This window comes from Yoonia maritima (assembly GCF_003003285.1).
Classification (GTDB): Bacteria; Pseudomonadota; Alphaproteobacteria; order Rhodobacterales; family Rhodobacteraceae; genus Yoonia; species Yoonia maritima.
Genome location: NZ_PVTP01000012.1, coordinates 53,978 through 77,695 on the forward strand (window position 1 = coordinate 53,978; position 23,718 = coordinate 77,695).

Consider the following 23,718-nt stretch of genomic DNA (forward strand, 5'->3'; position numbering starts at 1 on the left):
GGAAAACAGTCGATCAATGCCAACCAAACCAAGTCCGATACACATCAGCACCTAAGGCCAAGCAGCAAACGAACCTGTTGAACCATCGTCCTGAATCCGGTTCTCTTTGCGAAATGCCCCAGGGTTTTCACCAACTTGTCGTTTAAAAAACCGCGTAAAATAAGCTGGATCGCCAAACCCAAGCCGAAACGCGATTTGCGCTACAGTTGCGCCTGTATTCGCCAGCAGCTCCATTGCCTCGCGTGTTAGGGCACGATGAAGATACGCTTGCGGCGATACACCAGTTGCGCGCTTTACTGCGACACCCAGCCGATCACGGCTTACATTCAGCGAAGATGCATAGCGATCTACGGTCCAATGCTCGCGAACACGTTGCGATGCAAGTAAAACGAACCTTTCGGCCAAGCCCTGCGGGGACCGCACGTGTGACACGATATCCGCGCGGGCCTGACGCCATACTTGCACCAAGATCAAACCAAGGTAATGCGCCTGCGCGATGTCGGCACCGGGACCCGCTTCTGTTCGTTCACGCGAAAACCCTTCAATCAACGTATACAACCTGTCCTCTTCCTCTAACGGGGCGGAAAGGTCCCGACTGATGATTTGTCGCATTTGATCACCAAGCGGCGTCACGGGCAGCGCTTGCAATAACGATACATGAGGCATTGACAACAGCCTGCCCCTAGCGCCGCTGTCCACGACAAGTTCCCCTCTTCCATCCGACAACCAAACCAAACGCGGTCCGACAAACGCATCTCCGTCAATTACCTGCGCAGCACCAGAGTATAGCAGCAACAAATGCGACCAACCGTCAGTCAACGCGTATCCAGACCGTGTGAGTGGGCTTTCGATACGATTCACGCTGGGTTGTTCACGACGTGGATATGATGGACGCAAAGACATTTCGCCCCAAATAACATCGTTATGCATCGCAATACCAATCAAAAGTACAATTATTGATCGCATATATGCATTTATGGCGACCAGTTTGTCGGCCTATGCTTACACTCAGGTCCGCCAAAGCCACGGGAGAAGCGCGGTGGACAGACAAAGGTTCGGCGCAATCCGGACCATTAGGGAGGATACCATGAAACGTTTTACGCGGCGCACATCCATCTGTGCACTGTCTTTTACTGTGGCTTCGGCAATTACACTGCCAGCTGTGCCTGCAGTCGCTCAAGATGACACAATTTCCATCGGCTATGCCGTTGCTCGCACTGGCCCCAACGCGACTGGCGCTGGTATCACGACAATCCCAAACTATGAGCTTTGGGTAGATACAGTGAACAAGTCCGGCGGCCTGACCATGCCCGACGGTTCACGACGCATGATCGAAGTCGTCGAATACGATAACCGTTCGTCGAACGAAGATCTGGTTCGCACAATCGAGCGCCTTGCCTCGCAAGATGAGGTCGATCTGATCCTGCCGCCTTGGGGAACAGGCGCGAACCTTGCTATCGCACCCCTGATGGCGCGTTTTGGCTATCCACAACTGGCAGTCACTGCAGTCACCGACAAAGCGCCCGAATTCGCTGCGCGCTGGGACCGGAGCTTCTGGATGCTTGGCGGTGGCCACGATTATGCTGCGGGCTTGGTTGATGTGCTGTCAACGGCACGCGATGCTGGTACGATCAACGATAAGGTTGCCGTGGTGTCTGTTGCTGATGGTTTTGGCATCGACCTCATTTCCGGTGCACGGCCAGCATTTGAAGAGGCCGGTTTTGAACTGGTCTATGACGAAAGCTACCCGCTTGGTACATCCGATTTTGCTGCAATCATGAGCGAAGCCCAAGGATCAGGCGCGGACAGTTTTGTTGCATTTTCTTATCCACCGGGCAGCTTTGGGATGACCAAAACCGCGCAATCAATGGGCTATAACCCCAAAGCGTTCTACATCTCGGTTGGTGGCGCGTTCCCGATCTATCCGGGGATCGCAGACGGCAAAGCCGAAGGTGTCATGGCAATCGGTGGTGTGAATGCCGACAGCCCTGCGATTCAGGAATACTTTGCGCGACATACCGAATTCGTGGGCAACCCACCTGATAGCTGGGCATCTGCAATCACCTATGCATCGCTTGAAATGCTGGCACAGGCCATCGAACGTGTCGGGCTCGACCATGAAGCCTTGGCCACCGAAATTTCGACAGGCACCTTTGACACAGTCATAGGCGAGGTGAAGCTTGAGGATAACCAACTGCGCGATTTGTGGTGGGTAGGTCAGTGGCAAGGTGGGGCGTTCCGCGCGATCAACCCTGCAGATGCCGAAGGCGCATCTACCCCCATCATTCCAAAGCCTGAATGGTAAATTGATCGTCGTGCGGCGGATAACGCCGCCGCACACACCATAAAAAGCAGAGACATCATGATCTTAACGACACTCATCCTCGGCCTTGTGCTGGGCAGCACTTATGCCCTTCTCGCGCTTGGTCTAACACTACAATACGGGATCGCTAGGATCATGAATTTGGCCTATGGCGAGCTTACCCTCGTTGGCGCATTCGTCCTCGTTGCAGTATTTCAACAGCTCGGATTATCTCCACTCATCGCGATGATACTGATCGCGCCTGCGGGCTATGCGCTTGGGTGGTTCCTCTATCAGGGTATGATGCGCCCATTGGTTAAGCGGTCAGGTGCGCGCGGCCGACTCGAGGTCGATAGTATCCTTGCCACCTTTGGGCTGCTGTTCCTGATCCAGGGCATTTTGCTGATGTTGTTCGGCGCAAATTTCACCTCAATTTCCTACCTCGATCGGGGCGTGAATGTTCTTGGCGTGTCTGTCGCACTGAACCGGCTGATTGCATTTGGCATATGTGTTGTTGCTGGCGGCGCATTGGTTCTAGCGCTCGCAAAAACACGCTGGGGCCTGATCATGCGTGCAGTCGCGTTAACACCCGGCTCTGCACCGCTTGTTGGTATCGATGTGAACAAGGTCGCGCGACAAGGGTTTGCGTTGGGAACAGCGCTTGCTGTCGTCGCGGGTGCATCCATTGCTATGTATCAAACGTTCTCGGCTACTGACGGCGTCGTGTTCACCATGAAGGCCCTCGTGATTGTCATCATGGGCGGGGTTGGAAATGTTAAAGGCGCGTTGGTTGCAGGCATCGCATTGGGATTGCTTGAGACATTCGTCGCAACCGCAATTGATCCCGGCCTGACCCTAGCAGCCACATTTGCAATCTTCTTGGTCGTCCTTTTGTGGCGCCCGCAAGGCCTGTTCGGAGCACGCTGATATGACCAAACTCATCATTCCTCTCCTCGCTCTCGTTGCGCTGGCTTTTGCGCCCAATTTCGTCTCGGCCTATGGGCTTGGCCTGCTTATCGGTGCTGCGACTTATGTGACCCTCGCCTCTGCTTGGGCGCTGTTTTCTGGACACACGCATTATGTGTCGCTTGCAACGGTCGCGTTTTACGGGACAGGTGCATATTGCATGGCCGTCCTGAACGAGGCGCTACCCTATTGGGCTGTTCTGCTGTGCGCTGGCGGCATTGGCGCCACGATGGCAGCCTTGGTTGGCCTGTCAACGCTGCGCCTTCAGGGCGTCTATTTCGTGATCTTCAGCTTTGGCTTGGCGGAACTCGTTAGGCAGCTGATCACCTGGTACGAAGTTAACGTTACAGGCACGCTGGGTCGCTATATCTTCCTCGATATCTCGGCACGCGATATCTATTGGCAAATGCTAGCACTAGGTGCCGCAACCATCGCACTAACGGCATGGATACATCGGTCACGGCTTGGCATGGCACTACGCGTTATCGGTGACGACGAAGCCGTCGCAGCACATTCCGGCATCAATCTTGCACGCGTCAAACTGATCGCATTCGTGTTGTCAGCGGTCATCCTAACGCTGGCAGGTGCAATAACTTCGCCACGCTATGTCTATGTAGAACCCGCAATTGTATTCAATCCAACGGTCAGCTTTCTGACAGTGATCATGGCGTTGCTCGGTGGGGCAAATCGGTTGTGGGGACCGGCGCTTGGGGCTGTCCCGCTGTTTCTGGTGTTCGAGTGGCTATCTACCAACTTCCCCGACAGCTACCCGATCTTCATGGGGCTGTTGTTCATCGGCGTCGTTTTCCTACTTCCAGACGGCATACTTGCAGGCATTGAAAAACTACGCGCGCGTCGAAAGGTCCAGTCATGAGCTTTCTTGCAATAGAACATGCCGTAAAGCAGTTTGGCGGATTGCGCGCTGTTGACGATGTATCATTCAGTTTGAAGCGTGGCGAAATCGTCGGGTTGCTTGGGCCAAATGGGTCTGGAAAGACAACGCTGATCAACCTGATCTCGGGCGCATTGCCTGCCAGCGCTGGAACAATCACTCTGAATGGGCAACAGCTTACGGGGTTACGCCGCGATAAGATTGCCCGTTGCGGCGTTGCGCGGACGTTTCAACTGGTACGCATTTTGCCATCGCTTACGTTGATAGAAAACGTCAAGATCCCCGCCGTCTTTGGGCACAAGGCACATTGGGGTGCCGCAGCTGAACGTGTCGCAAAAGATGCGCTCGCGATGGTTGGCCTATCAGAACGCGCCACAATGTCAGCCGGAGATCTAACATATATCGACCAAAAGCGATTGGAACTTGCCCGCGCACTGGCGGCCGAGCCTGAGCTACTATTGCTTGATGAATGGTTGGCAGGCCTTAACCCTACCGAGCTGGAAGAAGGCATCAAGCTGATCAGTGAGCTACGCGACAGCGGGCTAACCATTTTGATGGTCGAACATATTATCGATGCGGTTCGCGCACTTTGTCCCCGCGTTGTCGTCATGAATTCGGGGAAACTGATCGCGGACGAACAAACAGACAAAGCGCTGACAGACCCAGCCGTTGTCACTGCCTACCTAGGAGAAGACGTCGATGCTTGAAGTTGAGAACCTGACAGTCGCCTACGGCAAACACATCGCGTTAGACAACGCATCTATCAGCGTTCAAGCAGGCCAGATGGTGGCAATACTGGGCGCGAATGGCGCTGGGAAATCATCATTGCTCGGGGCGATTGGTGGACGAGCGCGCCCGCAGTCAGGTGTAATTCGTTATAACGGCCAGTCCTTGCTCGACATGCCGGCCCATAAACTCGCCGAGCACGGTATTGCTCTTGTTCCCGAAGGTCGTGGAATATTCCCGGGACTAAGTGTCGAAGAAAACCTGCGGCTTGGCGCAATACCAAAGCGTGCACGCGAAGGCGCGACTGAAACCTTAGCAGAGGTCTTCAACCTTTTCCCAAAGCTGGCAGAACGGCGCGGCCAGATCGCGGGCACCATGTCTGGCGGTGAACAACAGATGGTCGCGATCGGTCGGGCGCTTATGTCCAACCCCGAAATCTTGCTGTTGGACGAGCCGTCACTGGGGCTCGCGCCTATCGTGGTCAAAGAAGTATTCTCGGCCCTCACCCGTATCCGGGCAAAGGGTCTAACCATCGTAATCGTAGAACAGAATGCGCGGGCGACACTCGCGCTCGCTGATTACGTCTATTTGGTCGAGGTCGGTCGGATCACCGGATCAGGCCCCGCCGAAGAAATCAAATCCAACCCTTCCGTGGAACGCGCCTTTCTTGGTGGCGCTGTCGCACCGGTAAACGCATAGGAACGCGATATGAAAAATGTAGATCTTTTTATTGATGGCGAATACGTACCTGCAGAAGACAACCGTGTATTTACGCATAAGAACCCGGTCAGCGAAGAAATCGTCACCGAAGCTGCGGCTGCATCGCTTGCCGACGTGTCCCGCGCTGTCGATGCAGCGGCACGCGCCTTTTCGGGTTGGTCATCTACTGGCCCGGGACAACGAAGACGCGCGTTACTTGCCGCTGCAGAAAACCTAAAGGCCCGTGGCGATGACATCGTTCAGGCAATGAAAGACGAAATCGGCGCGACCGAAGCATGGGCGCGTTTCAATGTAATGCTGGCTGCAGATATGCTTGTCGAAGCAGCAGCCCTGACGACCCAGATCAAAGGCGAGATCATTCCATCTAACCGCCCGGGGTCTACTGCAATGGCCATACGCCAACCTGCTGGTGTCGTTCTTGCTATGGCGCCGTGGAATGCACCGGTAATACTTGGTGTACGATCAATCGCAACGCCGTTGGCTTGTGGCAACACCGTTGTCATGAAGACTTCTGAACTATGTCCGCGCGTCCATGCGCTGATCATAGAAGCGGTATCTGAAGCCGGATTTCCAAAGGGCGTTTTGAACGCCATTTCAAACGCCCCAGATGAAGCCCCAAAGATCGTCGAAACACTGGTTGCACATCCCGCAATTCGGCGCGTCAATTTTACGGGCTCTACCCGCGTCGGCCGTATCATCAGCGAACTTGCTGGGCGCAACCTAAAGCCCGCGCTTCTTGAACTGGGGGGCAAGGCCCCAATGATTATTATGGAAGATGCCGACATCGATGCTGCCGTCGCTGCTGCTGGTTTTTCTGCCTATATGAACCAAGGCCAAATCTGCATGTCTACTGAACGGATTATCACCGTAGGCAGCGCTGGCGATGATTTTGTAAAAACTTTCACTACCAAAGTCGAAACACTTATCGCTGGCGATCCGCGCGACGGGACCGCGCCACTGGGATCGTTGGTGAACGTAGGGGCCGCCGACCGCGTGAAAGAACTTATCGCCGATGCCGTCGACAAAGGCGCGACGTTAATTGCGGGCGGCGGCCAAGGAACAATATTGAATGCAGCAGCACTTGATAATGTAACCCCAGAAATGCGTATTTATACTGAAGAAAGCTTTGGTCCGGTTGTCGCGATCATCCGCGCAGGATCAGCAGACGAAGCAATTCGTATCGCCAACGAAAGCGAATTCGGCCTATCGTCTGCGGTGTTTGGCCGTGATACAATGGCGGCCTTGGCGGTCGCCAAACGCATCGAAAGCGGCATTTGCCACATCAACGGCCCCACAGTCCATGACGAAGCACAAATGCCGTTTGGCGGGGTGAAAGCATCTGGATATGGGCGTTTCGGTGGATCATGGGGCATCGAGGAATTCACCGAACTACGTTGGATCACGATGCAAGATGGCCCGATCCATTATCCAATTTAGGCGCATTCCTGTGAAAGCCACAGGTCAAAGCGGTAACAACTCAACCGGTACGGTATGAATACATGAAACAAAAACGCAACACCTCCACAGTCTTGCGTTTTTGCCATTGCACCCGATCAATACCAAGTAAATTAGTCGGATTTAAATCATAGCAAGTCAATGTCTGCACATCCACCTTTTGACGCGGCCACCAGCAAGCCACCTAAAACTAAAGCTTGCAGGATACGCACATGCAAAATCAATCATACACGACCGCCACGCAACACATGTTGGTTCGATCAGGTTTAAAAATCGCTCTTTTATCCTGTACTGCGATTGCCTTTCCCGCCGCAGGTTTTGCACAAGATACTCAATCACAGATGCTGGGTACGATTACGCTTGATACCGCATCAGATGAAGAAACGGTCGTTGCGTCCAGCACGACATCCAGCAGTAAGACAGATACTGATCTTCTGGATGCCCCCGCATCCGTTTCGGTTGTCACTGCCAAAGAAGTCGAGGCACGTGGCGCACAGAATCTAGAACAAGTTCTGAGCTACACATCCGGTGTCATGGTCAACGAGTGGGGCGGCGATGACCGCTATGATGCATTCCGTATTCGTGGATTTGACCAGCTTGCCAACGGAACCTACCGCGATGGGCTACCTGTACGCGGGGAATTCTTTACCTTTGGTCGTCGCGAACCCTATGCATTTGAACGTATCGAAGTGCTAAAAGGATCGAATTCGTCACTGTTTGGTTTGAACGCGCCCGGAGGATTGGTCAACGGTGTAACAAAACGCCCAACAGGTGAAGCTTTTGCAGAAACATATGTGACACTGGGCGAAGATCACAGCGAAGTCGGTGCCGATTTTGGCAACACATTGAACGACGACGGATCGCTGAGCTATCGCGTCACAACAAAAGTGCAAGACGGAGCCTATGGCTATGACTATTCAACAGATGATCGCCGCTATCTGGCGGTTGGTTTAACATACGCACCTACAAATGCGACGACACTGACATTTTTGGCCGACTACAAAGAACACGACAGCGTGCCGGGTGTCGGTTTCTCCGATACGCTTGATGTCGACATTGATACGTTCCTTGGTGAACCAGACTTTAACAAAATGGACACAGTCGAAAGCAACATCGGCTTTCAGTTTGATCACGATTTCGGTGGCGGCCTGAGCTTTGGAAGCACCGCGCGCTACATGGAATTGGATCTTACCTATGAACAAGTCTACGGCGCGACGTCTGATCCGACAGCGGCGCGTAGTGCCTTTGCCGTCGATGGGCATAGTGAACAATTCGCAATCGATAACCGGCTTCAATACGAACGCAGTTTTGGTCGAGTAGAATCGCAAACGCTGGTCGGGCTTGAATATACTTGGTTCCAAATGGACGAAGCATCTAAATACGGCAGCGCGTCGGGTATTGATGCAAACGATCCCAACTATTGCGGAACAGCCTGCATTACAGTGCCGGACTACATCGTCTGGGCGCCAGAGCTCAAAACAACATCATTGTATGTCCAAGAAGAACTAACATTTGATGATCGTTGGATTGCAACCTTGGGCGGGCGATATGACGTGATCGATATGGCGTCGAATGTCAGCTACGATGTTTATTCGGGCATCGATACGACAGTTCCTGAAGACACTGTTGAAGCATTCACAAAACGTTTTGGGCTAACTTACAAAGCAACAAACGACCTGTCGGTCTACGCAAACTATTCAGAATCCTTCCAACCAAACCTCACGAATATCTCTCTCGAGTCGCAAGAAGGCGAACAGTACGAGCTGGGCATGAAATACCGCCCCGCAGGCATGAACGCGCTGTTCACGGCATCAATCTTTGACCTGACGCAGACAAACGTGAACACACAAGTGTCGCCAACCGAAAGCCGCCAGATCGGCGAGGTCAACGTGCGCGGGCTTGAGCTGGAGACCAAAGCGGAAATCTCAAATAACTTCAGTTTGCTAAGCTCTTATGCGTATTGGGATGCCGAAATTGTCGATGATGGGATCGCCACAAACGAAGGTAACCGCCCTGCCCGACTGCCTAAACATATTGCTTCGGTCTGGGCAAACTATGCCATCGAGGACCTAGATAGCTTGGGTGACATGAACTTTGGCCTAGGGGCACGTTTCATGGGGCAGACATTTGGAGACGACGCGAACACCACAAATGTTAAATCCTACACGGTCGTCGATGCTGCATTCGGCTATGCGGTGACGGAGAATGTCGACTTGCAGCTCAACGTGACCAACCTGTTTGATACCGAATATATGACCACATCCTACTACGGTAGCGAATACTATGGTGACGGTCGGACGACACGCGCCACGCTCAAATACACTTGGTAATGACAACAACCTTCGCCCTGCACACCGGGCGGAGGTTTCCATCTTTGCAATTGAACGGATAGCACATGCTCAAGAACAGTTTCATTTCAACGACACTGAACCGCCGCAGTTTTCTAGCAGGTACAGCAAGTGTTTTGGCTGCCCCACCTGCCCTTGCGCAAAGTACCGATCTGACGTTTCAGCACGCATATGGTGAAATAACACTGCCCGCCCCCGCAAAGCGCGTGGTTTCTTTGGGCTACAACTCGCACGATTCAATCTTGGCCTTGGGCATTGCACCCGTTGGGATCCGTTATTGGTATGGCGATTATCCTTATGGCGTTTGGCCTTGGGCGCAAGAGCATTTGGGCGATGCAAAACCTACGGTTATGACTGGCGAAGTATCTGCGGAAACAGTTGCTGGCCTTGCCCCCGATTTAATTGTCGCAAATGGGTCAGGCATATCCGAAGCAGAATACGCGCTGCTTTCACAGATCGCGCCGGTGCTTATGCATTCAGACGAATATTCTGCCTATGGAACACCTTGGGATGTTGGTCTGCGCACGATTGCGCGGGCTGTTGGTAAGTCTGATCTGGCAGAAACGATCATCGCTGATGTGCATGGAAAATTCGCTGATATTAAAGCCCGAAATCCAGACTGGGCTGGCAAGACAGCAGTCGCGGCATGGCATGATGGCGGCCAAACTGGTGCCTTCATGGGCGAAGATACCCGTGCCCGTTTCTTTACGGACCTTGGCTTCCGGCCAACAGAAAAATTGACCGAACAAACAATCATCGACGGCTTCTATACGACATTGTCGCCAGAGGATCTTTCTCCGCTCGATGCTGATCTACTGTTATGGATTTCATCAACAGATCGCGCGCCTGATATCGCAAACCTTGCGATGCGGCGTACATTGAATGCCTACCGCGAAGGCCGCGAAGTGTTTTGCAATCAACTGCTCGCTGGTGCTGTTTCATTTGGTACCGTCCTGTCGTTGCCATATGCGCTCGAACAACTTGAACCGCAGATGAAGCTCGCGCTGGACGGTGATCCGTCAACGGTCGTCCCGACAGCATTAGAAGCAGGTTTAACCGAATAATGCGCTTTGCCGGGATCGTTATGCTTCTGATTTTCGCGGTGGCCTTAGCGCTCGCAGTTGGTGCGCGCAGCATCTCTCCGCGTATATTTCTAGAGGCGTTAACCCACTACGACCAAACAGATCCCGCACATGTAACTGTTGCGGCCATTCGCATACCGCGATTGTTCGCTGGCCTGATTGCTGGGGCCGCACTTGGCGTTGCGGGAACGGTGATGCAGGCAATCACGCGAAATCCGCTCGCTGATCCCGGTATCTTGGGCGTGAATTCGGGCGCCGCGTTTGCTTTACTGTTGGGGACTACACTGTTGGGACGTTCTGATCAGGCAATGGTTGCATTGCTCACGTTCCCGGGTGCCGCGATTGCATCGATTATTGTCTTCGCCCTTGGTGGCGGTTTGCGCGGTGATGTTGGCCCTGTGCGGCTCACACTCGCTGGGGCCGCGTTGAATGCGCTGTTATTGTCGTTGGTGACAGCATTGGTGCTCGTGCGGCAAGACTCTCTTGAGGTATTTCGCTTTTGGGTCGCGGGGTCATTAACCCAAGCAACCACACGCCCATTAATGGAAATGGCTATGGTTGCGTCCGTCGGCGGTCTTGCTGCTCTCGCTATTGCGCCGCAGATTGAGGCATTATCATTAGGTTCCGCGCTTTCACGCGGGTTAGGAACACGCCCCGGCAGGGTCCAAGCGGGCGCTTTAGCTGTTGTAACATTGACAACCGGATCAGCTGTCGCTGTCGCGGGGCCGATTGCGTTCCTTGGCCTGATGGTGCCACCATTGGCGCGACTGATTGTCGGTCACTGGCTTCGAATGGAACTGATCGTCTCAGCCATCCTTGGGGCGACGATCCTCTTGTTTGCTGACGTGTTAGGCCGGGTTGTGATGGCACCATCCGAAGTTCGCGCTGGCATTATGACAGCCTTACTAGGCGGGCCTGTATTCCTTTGGGTCGCTCGGCGTCTGCGCCCAGGAGCCCAATCATGAGAGGCCCCGTCTTTATGATATGCCTGCTTTGCGGGACCGTTGTTGCCTCGCTTATCTTTGGGCAGTCTTCGTTGTCGATAGCAACCCTGTGGGAAGGCATGACAACCGGCACAGGACCCGGCGCGCTGATGGTCAACACGATCCGGGGGCCGCGTGTCGTCACCGCATTTGGCGCAGGTGCCGTGTTAGGGCTGTCAGGGGCATTGTTCCAAGCGCTATTTAGAAATCCACTTGCCGCACCAGACATCATGGGTTTCACCTCTGGGGCGGGCTTGGCCATTATTATTGCCGTCGCATTCGGGATCAATGCGCCCATGCCACTCGTCGCCGCAATCGGCGGTCTTGTTGCCGCCGGGTGCGTCGCTTTGATTACCCACCAAAAAGGACATGCCCCTGCGCCGCTCACACTGATTTTGGTCGGACTTGGCGTCGGTTTCTTCAGCTCTGCACTATCAACCTTTCTGCTTACATTGCTTGCCCACAATGAAGCCGCGGAAGCGCAGCGCTGGTTAACAGGATCGCTTGCCGCACGCGACTGGAGCCATGCCACCCAGGTCTGGATCATTGGCGGCGTACTAACAGCAGTGTCATTTGGACAAATGCGAAATCTTGCGGCGCTTGAATTAGGGCCTGACCTCGCGGCTGGGCTGGGATTACGTGTCGGGGCAGCCCGCTGGCTGCTTTCTGGTACGGCTGTCTTGCTTGCTGCGACAGGTGTGGCAGTGGCGGGCCCTGTACCGTTTGTGGCGTTGATGGCCGGCCCCATGGGAATTCGCATGACAGGTGCCCAAAGCCTTACCGGCAAAATGCTGTCAGGCGCAGGCGCAGGTGCGCTTGTGCTCATGCTCGCGGACCTTGCGGCACGGGCAGCCCTGCCCGGCGTTCAGCTGCCTGCAGGTGTTATGACCGGAATTTTGGGCGCGCCTTACCTACTCTGGCGTCTATCACGAGAAATGAAAAGAGGTGAGCTATGAGCCTGACAACCGTTGATCTATCGCTTGGATATGATGATCAAAACGTGATCGAGGGCCTGAACCTGACCTTTTCAAAGGGCCAGATGGTATCCATCTTGGGCCCGAACGGGTGTGGTAAATCAACGCTGCTCAAAGCAATGGCCCGATTACAAAAGCCCAGCGCAGGACAGGTGGTGTTAGATGGTGTTGATATTAACACCCGCGACACACGCGCTCTCGCGCGCGAGATGGCAATCCTTCCCCAAGCACCGCTCGCACCAGAGGGCATCAGCGTTGCTGATTTGGTCAAACGCGGACGCACACCTTGGCGCGGCTTCCTCAGCCCTTGGCGGGATGAAGATTCCAAAGCGTGTCATGACGCGCTTGCAGCTGTTCAAATGCAAGACTTAGCAGAACGCCCAATCAACGAGCTTTCAGGCGGGCAACGCCAGCGTGCGTGGATCGCTTTGGTTTTGGCACAGAACGCCCCGCTGTTGCTGTTAGACGAACCGACCACATTTCTTGACCTCGTTCATCAGATTGAGGTGTTGAGCCTCCTTCGTAAACGGAACAAAGAAACCGGGCTCACCGTTATTTCAGTACTTCATGACCTGAACCTTGCCGCACGATATTCCGATCAGCTGGTCTTGTTGGGGCACAAGCGATTGGTTGCAGCGGGTCCACCAAATCAAGTCCTGACCGCCGCGAATTTGTTGGATGCATTCGGGCTTAAGGCGCGCGTCGATCCGGACCCTGTTACAAACACACCAATGGTAATCCCACTATGACCAAATCAACATCAACAAGCCGCTTTGACGGTACTGTCCCCGATGGTCTGCTACCACATATCAAATCTCATATCGAGGAATACGGTCTACCTATGACCCAATATTCTGATCGGTTGGAGGTCACGTATGGCGAAGCTTCGGTTTCGTTTTCGGTTGAAAACCTAGGCTTCGGCGTTGCAATCGTCGCGCCAGACGACACCCATTTATACCAAACACGCGAAGCCGTGATTTATTTGCTCGATCATGTTGTTCCGCAGGCAAGTGCCGATATGAAATGGACGGGTGATGAAAACGTCAACATTACGCCTCCCAACTTTCAGCTAGGTTCTGTGCTTTCGGTGCAGCGCGTATCTGCAAATTTTCTGCGCGTTGTCATCAAGTGTGAAAATCTTGTCCCGTTCTCATCGGGTGGCATGCATTTTTCCCTTTTGTTACCGCCTGAAAACAGGCCAGCCGTTTGGCCTATGCTGGACGACAAAAAACGCACGGTATGGCCGACAGGCGACGACACGCTTCACCGCGCCGGATATACTTTCGTTGATTTTGACCCCGTTTCTAGCAGCTTTAGCTTCGACATCTTTGAACATGCGGGGGGGCGCACAACAAATTGGGCACAATCTGCGCTGCCCGGCAACGTCGTTGGAATCATGGGGCCTGGCGGTGGTGATTTTCCGGTTTGCGATGCACTACTTATCGCTGGCGATGAAACCGCACTGCCCGCAATTCGACGCATATTGGCCAACGCAGCGACGCACACCACTGGCCGCGCCATCATCGAGGTGGGCGACGCACAAGATATATCGCCAATTACCACCCCTTCAGGCGTTCAAGTCGAATGGGTCGTACGTCAGGACAAAACAACATTATGGTCGAAACTATCCAAGATCGACCAATTGCCCGCGGGTACCTTCGTCTGGATCGCGACAGAACGTGGAATCGTACGTAAAGCAAAAGATTTCTTCCTAAAAAAAGGCGCGACCAAAACCGAAAGCTACTTTTCCGGATATTGGGCTTATTAGCCGTTGTCGGGGACTACCACATTGGATGCATTGCGAATCGCTCTGACTGATCCGCCGAAAAACAACCATAGATTGATATTGGTTTTCTGAGGTTAGAAATGATCACAACGTTCGCAAGACACGCCTAAACGCCTAAAAATTACCTATTTGCATAAGTTTCCGTCAGGGTAGCTGAAAAGTTACTTGCCATTTTGACTCATTGGTCAAAGGATTAAGGATCGACGCTCAAAGCGTACGGGACAACGAAACCCCGTCCGGCCAACGGGCGGCAAACAGGGAAAATCCATGACATTTAGATCAACATTGATGGCAACCACTGCTGCTGTATTTACAGTCTTAGGCGGTGCCGCTTTTGCAGACGCACATGCAACGCACCCCGTAACGGGCGAAATACTTGCTGCAGATCAGACATTTACCTACCGTACGCTCGACGAAAGCCCATCAATCGACCCGGGCGTTGTCGAAGATTCCGATGGCGGCGACATCGTGCGTGATTTGTTCGAAGGCCTGATGAACCAAGACGCTGATGGCAATATCGTTCCCGGCGTGGCGGAAAGCTATGAAGTCTCTGACGATCTGCTGACATACACATTCACCCTGCGTGATGCGAAGTGGTCGAATGGCGATCCTGTTCTCGCGAGCGACTTTGTTTACGCGTGGCGCCGCGCGGCATCCCCGGAATTGGCGTCACCATATTCTTGGTTTCTAGAACTGATGGCGGTTGAAAACGTATCCGAGGTCATCGCAGGCGACATGCCAACAGATGCGCTCGGCATCTCAGCACCAGACGATCATACCGTCGTCGTAAAAATCACCCAGCCCCTGCCCTATTTCCCGCAAATGCTGACCCATTACACAACCTTCCCTGTTCCTGAAAAAGTTGTTGAAGAACTGGGCGCAGAATGGACCAAACCGGGTAACATGGTGTCAAACGGTGCCTATGTTCTGACCGAACACGTTCCGCAAGAAAAATTGGTACGCGAACGCAACCCAATGTATTGGGACAACGAAAACACCATCATCGAAAAAGTCACGTCGCTGGTCATCAATGACGAAGATACAGCGCTAACGCGGTATCTCGCGGGTGAGCTCGATCGGACAGATATTCCTGCGGGTCAATTCCCGGCCCTACAAGCAGAGTATCCAGAAGACGTGATGTCAGTGCCAAATGCATGTTCTTATTACTACACCATCAACCTGACCGACACGACCAACCCAGCGCTCTTGGATGTTAACGTCCGTGAGGCGCTGTCTTTGGCCGTTGATCGTGACATCATCGTGCACAACGTTCTCGCTGGTGGTCAAAAGCCTGCTTATACGTTTACCCACTGGGCAACCGCTGGCTTTGAAACGCCTGAAACACCAATGGTTTCGATGACCCAAGCCGAACGCAACGAAAAAGCGGTCGAGCTGATGGAAGCCGCCGGTTACGGCAGCGACAATCCATTGTCATTGGAATTGATCTACAACAGTTCGTCGGCGCATGAATCTATCGCTGTCGCGGTCAGCCAAATGTGGAAGCAGACACTGGGTGTCGAAACAACGCTTGGCAATGAAGAATGGCAGGTGTTCTTGGAAACACGTGGCAACCAAGACTATCAAATTGCACGTGGTGCGTGGTGTGCCGACTATAACGAAGCATCTACATTCCTTGACCTCATGCAGTCTGAATCCGGCTACAATGATGCGAAATACGTAAATGCTGAGTATGACGCCCTGATGGCAGAGGCCAAAACATCAGATAATCCTCAGGTGCAGTATACAGCTGCAGAGCAGCTGATTGCGCAGGATGTTCCAATCATCCCAATCTACCACTATGCGGCTGACAAAATGCTACGCCACAACGTCAAAGGCTGGCCGTATAATAACTTTCAGCAGAACTGGTACGCGCGCGATCTTTACATCGTAGCAGACTAAACTTAGTCGACTGCCCAGTTGATCGCGCCCCTTTGTGATATAAGGGGCGCGACACTCACTGCTTTTCGCTTGGAAAATTCAACATGTTCAGCTTTGTCGTTCGTCGCCTCATGGTGGCGGTGCCAACCCTATTGATCCTTGTGATCTTGTCATTTGTGCTGATGTACGCAGCACCCGGCGGCCCGTTCAACTCCGAACGCCCACTGCCGCCCGAAGTTCTTGCGAATATCCAAGCCAAATACGGATTGGATCAGCCGTTCTGGAAACGGATCACTGATTATATCTGGGGTGTTGTCGCACATTTCGATTTTGGACCATCGTTCAAATTCAAAGACCGGTCCGTCAATGACATCATCGCCCAAGGCTTTCCGGTGACACTGACCTATGGGTTCTGGTCGTTTGTACTGGCAACGGTTGTCGGTGTGACGCTTGGCACGGCTGCGGCGATTAAACAAAATAGCTGGCTGGATTACCTAGCCGTTGGTTTCAGCGTTGGCGCGCAGGTTTTACCGAACTTTGTGATGGCGCCGATCCTACTGCTGGTCTTTACACTGTGGCTTGGCTGGCTGCCCGGCGGTGGTTGGAACGGTGGCGAATGGCCCTATTTGATCATGCCCGTGATTGCCCTTTCCACGTCATATATGGCGTCGATCGCCCGAATTATGCGGTCTTCGATGCTTGAGGTGCTGAACACCAACTTTATTAGAACTGCACAAGCCAAGGGTATTCCGATGCGCCGGGTCATCCTACGCCACGCAATGAAGCCCGCGATCTTACCGCTGCTGTCCTATTTAGGGCCAGCATTTGTTGGCATGATCACCGGTTCCGTCGTGATCGATGCGTTCTTCTCAACAGGTGGCATCGGGACGTTCTTTGTGAACTCTGCCTTTAGCCGCGACTATTCGGTCATGATGGGTATCACCATTCTGGTGGGCACACTGACCATTCTCTTTAACCTTGTGGTTGATATCCTCTACGCTTGGATTGACCCCAAGATCCGCTACTAAGGGGGTCACCAAATGTTTCCCAATCGCACAACTGTAGAAGATATCGAAAACGCCGCTGCTTTGGCCGAGGTACAGGGCCGGTCACTCTGGGCATCGGCCCGTGCACGGTTCATGCGCAACAAGGCAGCTGTGGTATCACTTATCGTTTTGATCCTCGTCGCGGCCTTTGCGCTATTTGGTGGGTTCTTTGCCCAGTGGGAACGCGACTTTGTCGATTTCTCTCTCATGGGTCGCAATGCGCATTTGGGCGTACCTTCATTTGAGACCGGCCATTATTTTGGCACGGACAATAGCGGGCGCGACCTATTTGCACGGACGGTGCAAGGTACTGGCATTTCGCTCATGGTCGGCATCGTGGGCGCGATGGTCGCCGTACTTGTCGGTACGCTTTATGGGGCGACGGCTGGTTACTTTGGCGGTCGCGTTGACGGCATCATGATGCGTATCGTCGATGTTCTGATGTCGATCCCATTCATGTTCGTTCTAATCTTGATGCTTGTCATCTTTGGACGTTCAATCCTGATGCTATTCATCGGTATTGGGCTTATCTCATGGCTCGACATGGCGCGGATCGCGCGTGGTCAGACCCTAACCATCAAGAACAAAGAATTCGTCGAAGTTGCCGTTGCAACGGGCGTTCATCCGCTGCGGATCATTTTGCGGCATATCATTCCGAACCTGCTGGGCATCGTGGTCGTCTACGCGACCCTACTTGTTCCGAATATGATCATCTTTGAGAGCTTCATCAGTTTCCTTGGCCTTGGCGTACAAGAACCCAACACCAGCCTTGGCGCGCTGATCAGCGAAGGTGCCGGGACCATGCAATACGGCACGCTGTGGCAGCTTCTTTTCCCACTGTTTTTCTTCGTCCTAACGATCTTTGCCTTCTTCTTTGTTGGTGACGGTCTGCGCGATGCTCTCGACCCAAAGGACCGCTGATATGAGCCTGCTGAACATCCAAGACCTAAAGGTTTCATTCACCACCCCAGAGGGCGAAGTGAACGCGGTCAACGGTCTCAACCTCAGCCTAAACGAAGGTGAAACGCTCGCGGTGGTCGGTGAATCCGGGTCAGGCAAAAGTCAAACCGCATTTGCAACGATGGGCCTATTGGCCAAAAACGGGCGGGCAACGGGCACGATCAACTTTGACGGACAAAACCTGCTGGGCATGTCCACCAAGGCGCTGAACAAAGTGCGTAGCCAACAAATCGGGATGATCTTCCAGGACCCGATGACATCGCTGAACCCATACCTACGGATCAGCGAACAAATGGCCGAAGTGCTTACCCTACACAAAGGTATGTCCAAACGCGACGCGATCAATGAATCCGTCAAGATGCTGGACGCGGTGCGTATTCCTGACGCTCGTAACCGGATCACCAACTATCCGCATGAATTCTCGGGTGGGATGCGGCAACGTATCATGATCGCCATGTCACTCTTATGTCGGCCACGTCTGTTGATCGCAGACGAGCCAACGACAGCGCTAGACGTGACTGTTCAGGCACAAATCATGCAGCTTCTGGGCGATATTCGTCGCGAATTTGGGACGGCCATTATCCTTATCACACATGACCTTGGGGTCGTTGCTGGCTTCTGCGACCGCACGCTTGTGCTATATGGCGGCCAAGTCATGGAAGAAGGGCAGACTGAAACTGTCTTTGCAAACCCGACCCACCCATACACCTTGGGACTGCTCCAAGCCGTACCTCGGCTTGATCGCGAAGAATTAGAACTTGCGACAATCGCGGGTGAACCGCCAGACATGTCACGCTTGCCAGCAGGCTGCCCATTTTCGCCACGTTGCGACATCGCTATGCACAGATGTGCAACCCTGCGCCCTACCCTCGAGACACTAGAGGCGGGCCACCGCCGCGCATGCCACAAACCAATCGCGGAGGTCGTGTAATGTCGACAATCCTTTCTGTAAAAGACCTATCCGTTACATTCGATATTCGCCGCCCCGGTTCTTGGCCGTGGACACCGGCAAGCAAGCTACATGCCGTTAACGAGGTCAGCTTTGATTTGAATGCTGGCGAATGCTTGGGCGTCGTTGGAGAATCTGGGTCAGGCAAATCGACCCTCGCCCGCGCGATTGTCGGGACGATCCCGTCTTCGGGTGGCCAGATCATGTTCGAAGGCGGCGACCTTGCCAACATGTCCCCCGCCGAACGCCGCGTTCACCGCCGTGACGTGCAGATGATCTTTCAAGATCCGCTAGCGGCGCTGAACCCCCGCATGACCGTGGGCGAAATCATTGCAGAACCTCTGATAACCCACGAACCAAACACGCCACGTGCCGAGGTCAAAAAACGCGTCGCCGAACTAATGGAACGTGTGGGACTACTGCCCAACCTCATCAACCGCTACCCGCACGAGTTTTCTGGTGGGCAATGCCAACGGATCGGGATCGCGCGTGCGCTTATCCTCAAACCCAAGCTATTGATCTGCGACGAACCCGTGTCGGCGCTGGACGTTTCGGTTCAGGCACAGGTGGTTAACTTGCTCATGGGACTACAGCGCGACTTTGGTCTTTCACTCATCTTTATTGCGCACGACCTTAGCGTTGTGAAACACATCAGCGACCGGATCATGGTGCTATACCTTGGGCGCACAATGGAACACGCCGACGCACGCGCATTGACCACAGAACCCGAACACCCATACACCCAAGCCCTGATCTCATCAGTCCCGATCCCCGACCCTGTTCTAGAAAAAGCACGCAGTCGGCCGATCCTCGAAGGCGAACTCCCCTCGCCACTCGCTCCACCATCCGGCTGCGTATTCCGCACACGTTGCCCAAAAGCAGTGGCAAGCTGCGCCAACGGCCGGCCAGCGATGATGGACATCGGACAAACTCACTATGTCGCATGCCCGTATCACGCCCCCAGAGAAGTATTAGCCACGGCATAATACACCTCATCTACCCAGTATTTTCTGGGTGGGCCAAGGAAACCAGCGTTCGACTGCATTTACGCAAAAATAGCACGTCGAGAAAAACTCTCGTCGTTCTAGTAATTTGATCTTATTTTTCATCATCATCACGGTATTCACTCAAAAGTTGCAGTTTTTAAAACATCATTAGGAATTTTCATGCCTGAGACCACTTCTATACGACGACGGCAGCGTCAAAGAAGAGTTCTATGACGCAGGAAAGCGCACGAGTACGTTAGAGCAAGATTTCGGCGACAGCCGCACTTGGGAAGCTATAGAAACGAAATACGATGCAAATGGCAAAATTGAAACACGCGCGACACGGTACGACAACAGTGACTTAACAATACTTTTGTACGACAATGGAAAACCCGATGTGACACTTCAGTTAGATGGAAATGACAGCGATGACTGGCTGCTAAAAGTAACCGATCGCCAGAGCGATGGTAGTGCGTCAATCATTACGACGTTCGACGCATATGAAGATATTCCACAAGAGTACCAAGATTACCTGAGAGAGCTTAATCTACCTAGGGAGGAGATAGAATACATCCTTGACTTCAACGATGGAGCTCGACTGCACGACGGTGAACGGATATTTGATGGTGCTATATCCGTAAATGTGTACACGCCCGACAATGTAAACCCCAATAGTCAAGGCGCTTTACTCCCCTACGAATATAGCGGCCGAACCAGCGCAATCGGCGCAGACCCCGATCTAGAAGCTGCAAATACCTTTGCTTCTACAATTGCCTTTACGGCAACAAACAACGATGATTTTATTTTTCACAGCATCTCCCTAGCAAATGACTACATGATGACCGGTGGTGTTAACAGCAGATCAGACCTTCGTGCTAACACCGTTACTGTCAATGGGTACGATCGTGACGAGCTCGTTGAAACAGTAGAAATTGATCTAACCTTTCAACACATCACTCATGATCTGGGTTGGGAAGGTGTATTGATCACATAGAATTCGTTCCCACCGTTGGCGGTCTCGAGGACGGCGCGGGTTACTTCTCAATGGATGATCTGACTTTCCTTATTTAAGATCGCCTTTAAACATGAACACCGGCAGCACATAGTTCTGCCGGTGTTTACAGCGTCCAGACCACGTTAAATAGCCTTCTCTCAATAAACGTTTGCGTGCGGGTGAATAAACCATGACAGTTTCACTAAATGCGATCTCTCGCTAGAAATGGCTCTGCATGGCTAGAGGTGCTTTTTGTATCTGGTCTCGACCTGCATTCTAACGGGCGCCATGTGGCGCAACGTGATGCCCGGTTGCGTTTCCAGTAATTGACCCGGGCACAGCGTCAGACAGAACTGCGCGAAAACCCGTTCTATGATCTTTGTTGCGATTGTATTGGCTAAATATAGACCAACGCAGCGATGTTTTCCCAATCCGAAAGGCAAATACGCATGCCGCGCGCGCGGACGGTCCCCATCGAAGCGTGACGGATCAAAGCGTTCGGGATCGGGCCAATAGCCGTCATGCCGGTGCAAAAGATATGGAGAAATCAAAACAGAACTGCCACTTGGAATATGGAATCCACCGATCTTATCAGATTGGATCGCGCGCCTTTCGATAACCCAAATAGACGGATAAAGCCGGATTGCTTCGGCAAAGATATTAGCAGGATCTGCGGAATCAAAACCATTGCTTGCATGGATAAACGCCCACGATAGCGCATTCGCTGTGGTTTCATGGCCAGCCAATAAAAGCGTCACCGCTGCATCGCGTAGCTCTTGGTCGGTCAGACCTGCTTCTCCCTCTAGCTCATGCGCAGCGAGCAAACGAGTCAGCACATCATCAGGACGTTTACACGTTTTGCGCCGGCTCTGGATCAGATCAATCACGATGTCATCAATCGTTGCAACCGCCGATTTAAACTGCGAACGGTGAAAGCGCGCTGAAAGCATTGAGGCATCAACTGGGGCCTCGATCCGTCGCCAAGTATCGGCAAGTACCGTTTCGAGCGCTAAATTGATCCGCTGCGGATCGATGTCTGACGAAAACAAAACCTTTATCGCAACGGCAATAACGAGTTGCATCATCTCATCGACAATATCGATCGTGCCAGCATTCTTCCAACGCGCTAACATCGGATCCACGAGCGTGTCGATAACTGTGCCGATATCGTCAAAACAACGCGGCTGAAAAACAGGCTGAATCAGGCGTCTATGCCGTTTCCAAGCGTTATGATTGCCTGACAGCAGGCTATCCCCTGTCGTCGCCGCGATCCGACCAGCACTACGCGTGTTTTTATCATAGTTGGCCGCATTACGGGACAAGACATGTTCCACATGTGCGGGGCAATTAACTAAATGCGCCGTGACCGGGCCAAAACGCAAACGAACGATATCCCCGTGATCACGAACTGCATCGGACAAAAAGCCCAAAGAATCTGCCTTGAATTCAGAAAGAGATCCCCAGATCAGGTTCCCATTTGGGCCGGGTGCACGCTTCATTTAGGGTAATTCCCTTTTTCAAAACTGCGCGCCCAGCGGTTTGCGACAATTGCTTTGGTTACCGCATCCAGCCCATCGAAACTGTTCTTCTGATAACCCTTCAAACTGGCAACGTACTTGCGCAAGCTAGGTTCGAAAGAAGTAAATCCATCGAGTGACAATGCGTCATAGATGTTTGCAATTTCGCTAACAGGGGCGGTCTCTAAATCCTCAAATCGAATATCGACGATGCGATCTTTGGCGACGTTTGGAAGATCCTCATAATAAGCATCATACATGGTTTCGTGACGCTGCAATATGCCTTCATCAATGGCATCAAGGTCGGGTTTTTGCAGGTAAGTATACCAACCTGCGGTATCAAAGAAATGGCGCTGCGACTGAAACACGCGATATGGATCACGATGAATGTGGACAAACCGCGCATCTGGAAACATTTCAAGAATTGTTCGAATACGTGCCGTATGCGGTGGTGACTTAATAAGAAGGCGGCGTTGGTCATTTAACGACAGCTTTTTGCAAAAATAGATGAAGGCCGCTTTCCACTTTTCCACCTCCTGCGGGTCGACATCGCGAAAGGTCATATACCGATCATAATGCTGCTCGCGGCGTGGAAAACTAGTGCCCAGATACAGCGAATTTAGCGTCATCAGCAGCGGCGCGAATTCATCCTCTTGAGGAGAAGTGAATTTCAGTGCCATGTTATCCATCGGCCGTTTTTCAGGCACCAGCCAAGGTAACATACGTGTGGTAAAGTTTTCAGTTGTTAGAAACGTGTAGGGATTGACCACCTGATAGGTATTGGGGAATGAAAACTGTGCAGTGTCTTGCGCTAGAAGTTCATGAAGAAACGTGGTCCCGCTGCGCCAGTGACCCAAAATGAACAAAGGCGCTTTTGGGGTTTGCGCGCGTTCAATCGCCTTGCTGTAACGCAGTTTTTCAATTCCGGCGAAGGCTGAATTTGACATACTCGCCAAGGTAATCACTGCCGCCCGGTGTAAATAGGCCGGAGAAACCTGAAAGCCGTTGTCGGCCAATAACCCGCACCACCGACCAAAAGTGATCCCCGTTAAGTAGTTGTGACCGATGCTCCAACGATGCTTTAGGTTTTTGTTCATCTGCTTCCCTTGCGCGGCGCGCTATAATGCGCACATGTTGTGGCTGTATAATTTCGA

General features: G+C 52.9%; 21 protein-coding genes. 18 read left to right on the forward strand and 3 right to left on the reverse strand.

Annotated elements, in window-relative coordinates; translation table 11 throughout:
* Nucleotides 1–51: 51 nt before the first annotated feature.
* Nucleotides 52–930 carry a helix-turn-helix domain-containing protein gene (locus CLV80_RS15290; RefSeq protein WP_165793398.1) on the reverse strand — a complete coding sequence of 293 codons (879 nt, stop codon included), beginning with the start codon at nucleotides 928–930 and terminating at the stop codon, nucleotides 52–54.
* A 157-nt stretch (nucleotides 931–1,087) separates the two neighbouring features.
* Between CLV80_RS15290 and CLV80_RS15295 the strand changes: the two genes are divergently transcribed.
* From CLV80_RS15295 to CLV80_RS15380, 18 genes are all read left to right on the forward strand, one after another.
* Nucleotides 1,088–2,305, forward strand: coding sequence for an amino acid ABC transporter substrate-binding protein (locus CLV80_RS15295; RefSeq protein ID WP_106358812.1), 1,218 nt, complete (start codon nucleotides 1,088–1,090; stop codon nucleotides 2,303–2,305).
* A gap of 57 nt (nucleotides 2,306–2,362) precedes the next feature.
* Nucleotides 2,363–3,229, forward strand: coding sequence for a branched-chain amino acid ABC transporter permease (locus tag CLV80_RS15300; RefSeq protein ID WP_106358813.1), 867 nt, complete (start codon nucleotides 2,363–2,365; stop codon nucleotides 3,227–3,229).
* A gap of 1 nt (nucleotide 3,230) precedes the next feature.
* A complete protein-coding gene (locus CLV80_RS15305) occupies nucleotides 3,231–4,142 on the forward strand; it encodes a branched-chain amino acid ABC transporter permease (RefSeq protein WP_106358814.1) in 912 nt (303 codons plus the stop codon).
* Nucleotides 4,139–4,867: an ABC transporter ATP-binding protein gene (locus CLV80_RS15310; protein ID WP_106358815.1), complete on the forward strand. Its 729-nt coding sequence runs from the start codon at nucleotides 4,139–4,141 to the stop codon at nucleotides 4,865–4,867. The genes CLV80_RS15305 and CLV80_RS15310 overlap by 4 nt, the downstream gene beginning before the upstream one ends.
* On the forward strand, nucleotides 4,860–5,585 hold the full coding sequence (locus tag CLV80_RS15315; RefSeq protein WP_106358816.1) for an ABC transporter ATP-binding protein: 726 nt from the start codon (nucleotides 4,860–4,862) through the stop codon (nucleotides 5,583–5,585). The genes CLV80_RS15310 and CLV80_RS15315 overlap by 8 nt, the downstream gene beginning before the upstream one ends.
* 9 nt (nucleotides 5,586–5,594) lie before the next feature.
* A complete protein-coding gene (locus tag CLV80_RS15320; protein WP_106358817.1) occupies nucleotides 5,595–7,043 on the forward strand; it encodes an aldehyde dehydrogenase in 1,449 nt (482 codons plus the stop codon).
* 230 nt (nucleotides 7,044–7,273) lie between these two features.
* Nucleotides 7,274–9,391: a TonB-dependent siderophore receptor gene (locus tag CLV80_RS15325; RefSeq protein ID WP_106358818.1), complete on the forward strand. Its 2,118-nt coding sequence runs from the start codon at nucleotides 7,274–7,276 to the stop codon at nucleotides 9,389–9,391.
* A gap of 65 nt (nucleotides 9,392–9,456) precedes the next feature.
* The gene (locus tag CLV80_RS15330; RefSeq protein ID WP_106358819.1) at nucleotides 9,457–10,473 is read left to right on the forward strand and encodes an iron-siderophore ABC transporter substrate-binding protein; all 1,017 of its coding nucleotides are present in this window, start codon (nucleotides 9,457–9,459) and stop codon (nucleotides 10,471–10,473) included.
* Nucleotides 10,474–10,493: 20 nt separating this feature from the next.
* Nucleotides 10,494–11,456, forward strand: a complete 963-nt coding sequence (locus tag CLV80_RS15335; protein WP_165793399.1) for a FecCD family ABC transporter permease — start codon at nucleotides 10,494–10,496, stop codon at nucleotides 11,454–11,456.
* Nucleotides 11,453–12,430, forward strand: coding sequence for a FecCD family ABC transporter permease (locus CLV80_RS15340; protein ID WP_106358821.1), 978 nt, complete (start codon nucleotides 11,453–11,455; stop codon nucleotides 12,428–12,430). Before CLV80_RS15335 ends, CLV80_RS15340 begins: the two co-directional genes overlap by 4 nt.
* Nucleotides 12,427–13,197 carry an ABC transporter ATP-binding protein gene (locus tag CLV80_RS15345; protein WP_106358822.1) on the forward strand — a complete coding sequence of 257 codons (771 nt, stop codon included), beginning with the start codon at nucleotides 12,427–12,429 and terminating at the stop codon, nucleotides 13,195–13,197. Before CLV80_RS15340 ends, CLV80_RS15345 begins: the two co-directional genes overlap by 4 nt.
* Entirely contained in the window at nucleotides 13,194–14,216 is a 1,023-nt protein-coding gene (locus CLV80_RS15350) for a siderophore-interacting protein (protein ID WP_106358823.1), read from the forward strand. The genes CLV80_RS15345 and CLV80_RS15350 overlap by 4 nt, the downstream gene beginning before the upstream one ends.
* A 285-nt stretch (nucleotides 14,217–14,501) precedes the next feature.
* A complete protein-coding gene (locus CLV80_RS15355) occupies nucleotides 14,502–16,133 on the forward strand; it encodes a peptide ABC transporter substrate-binding protein (RefSeq protein WP_106358824.1) in 1,632 nt (543 codons plus the stop codon).
* Between the two features lie 83 nt (nucleotides 16,134–16,216).
* Complete coding sequence (oppB, locus tag CLV80_RS15360) at nucleotides 16,217–17,140, forward strand: oligopeptide ABC transporter permease OppB (RefSeq protein ID WP_106358825.1); 924 nt, start codon at nucleotides 16,217–16,219, stop codon at nucleotides 17,138–17,140.
* Between the two features lie 12 nt (nucleotides 17,141–17,152).
* Nucleotides 17,153–18,079: an ABC transporter permease subunit gene (locus CLV80_RS15365; RefSeq protein WP_106358826.1), complete on the forward strand. Its 927-nt coding sequence runs from the start codon at nucleotides 17,153–17,155 to the stop codon at nucleotides 18,077–18,079.
* A 1-nt stretch (nucleotide 18,080) separates the two neighbouring features.
* Nucleotides 18,081–19,049, forward strand: coding sequence for an oligopeptide/dipeptide ABC transporter ATP-binding protein (locus CLV80_RS15370; RefSeq protein WP_243394596.1), 969 nt, complete (start codon nucleotides 18,081–18,083; stop codon nucleotides 19,047–19,049).
* Nucleotides 19,049–20,053, forward strand: a complete 1,005-nt coding sequence (locus CLV80_RS15375; protein WP_106358828.1) for an oligopeptide/dipeptide ABC transporter ATP-binding protein — start codon at nucleotides 19,049–19,051, stop codon at nucleotides 20,051–20,053. The genes CLV80_RS15370 and CLV80_RS15375 overlap by 1 nt, the downstream gene beginning before the upstream one ends.
* Before the next feature lie 397 nt (nucleotides 20,054–20,450).
* Nucleotides 20,451–21,047 carry a hypothetical protein gene (locus tag CLV80_RS15380; RefSeq protein ID WP_106358829.1) on the forward strand — a complete coding sequence of 199 codons (597 nt, stop codon included), beginning with the start codon at nucleotides 20,451–20,453 and terminating at the stop codon, nucleotides 21,045–21,047.
* A 239-nt stretch (nucleotides 21,048–21,286) separates the two neighbouring features.
* On the opposite strand, the gene CLV80_RS15385 is transcribed toward CLV80_RS15380, so the two are convergent.
* Both CLV80_RS15385 and CLV80_RS15390 read right to left on the reverse strand, forming a co-directional pair.
* The gene (locus CLV80_RS15385; protein ID WP_106358830.1) at nucleotides 21,287–22,546 is read right to left on the reverse strand and encodes a cytochrome P450; all 1,260 of its coding nucleotides are present in this window, start codon (nucleotides 22,544–22,546) and stop codon (nucleotides 21,287–21,289) included.
* The gene (locus tag CLV80_RS15390) at nucleotides 22,543–23,661 is read right to left on the reverse strand and encodes a sulfotransferase family protein (protein WP_106358831.1); all 1,119 of its coding nucleotides are present in this window, start codon (nucleotides 23,659–23,661) and stop codon (nucleotides 22,543–22,545) included. Before CLV80_RS15390 ends, CLV80_RS15385 begins: the two co-directional genes overlap by 4 nt.
* Nucleotides 23,662–23,718: the final 57 nt, after the last annotated feature.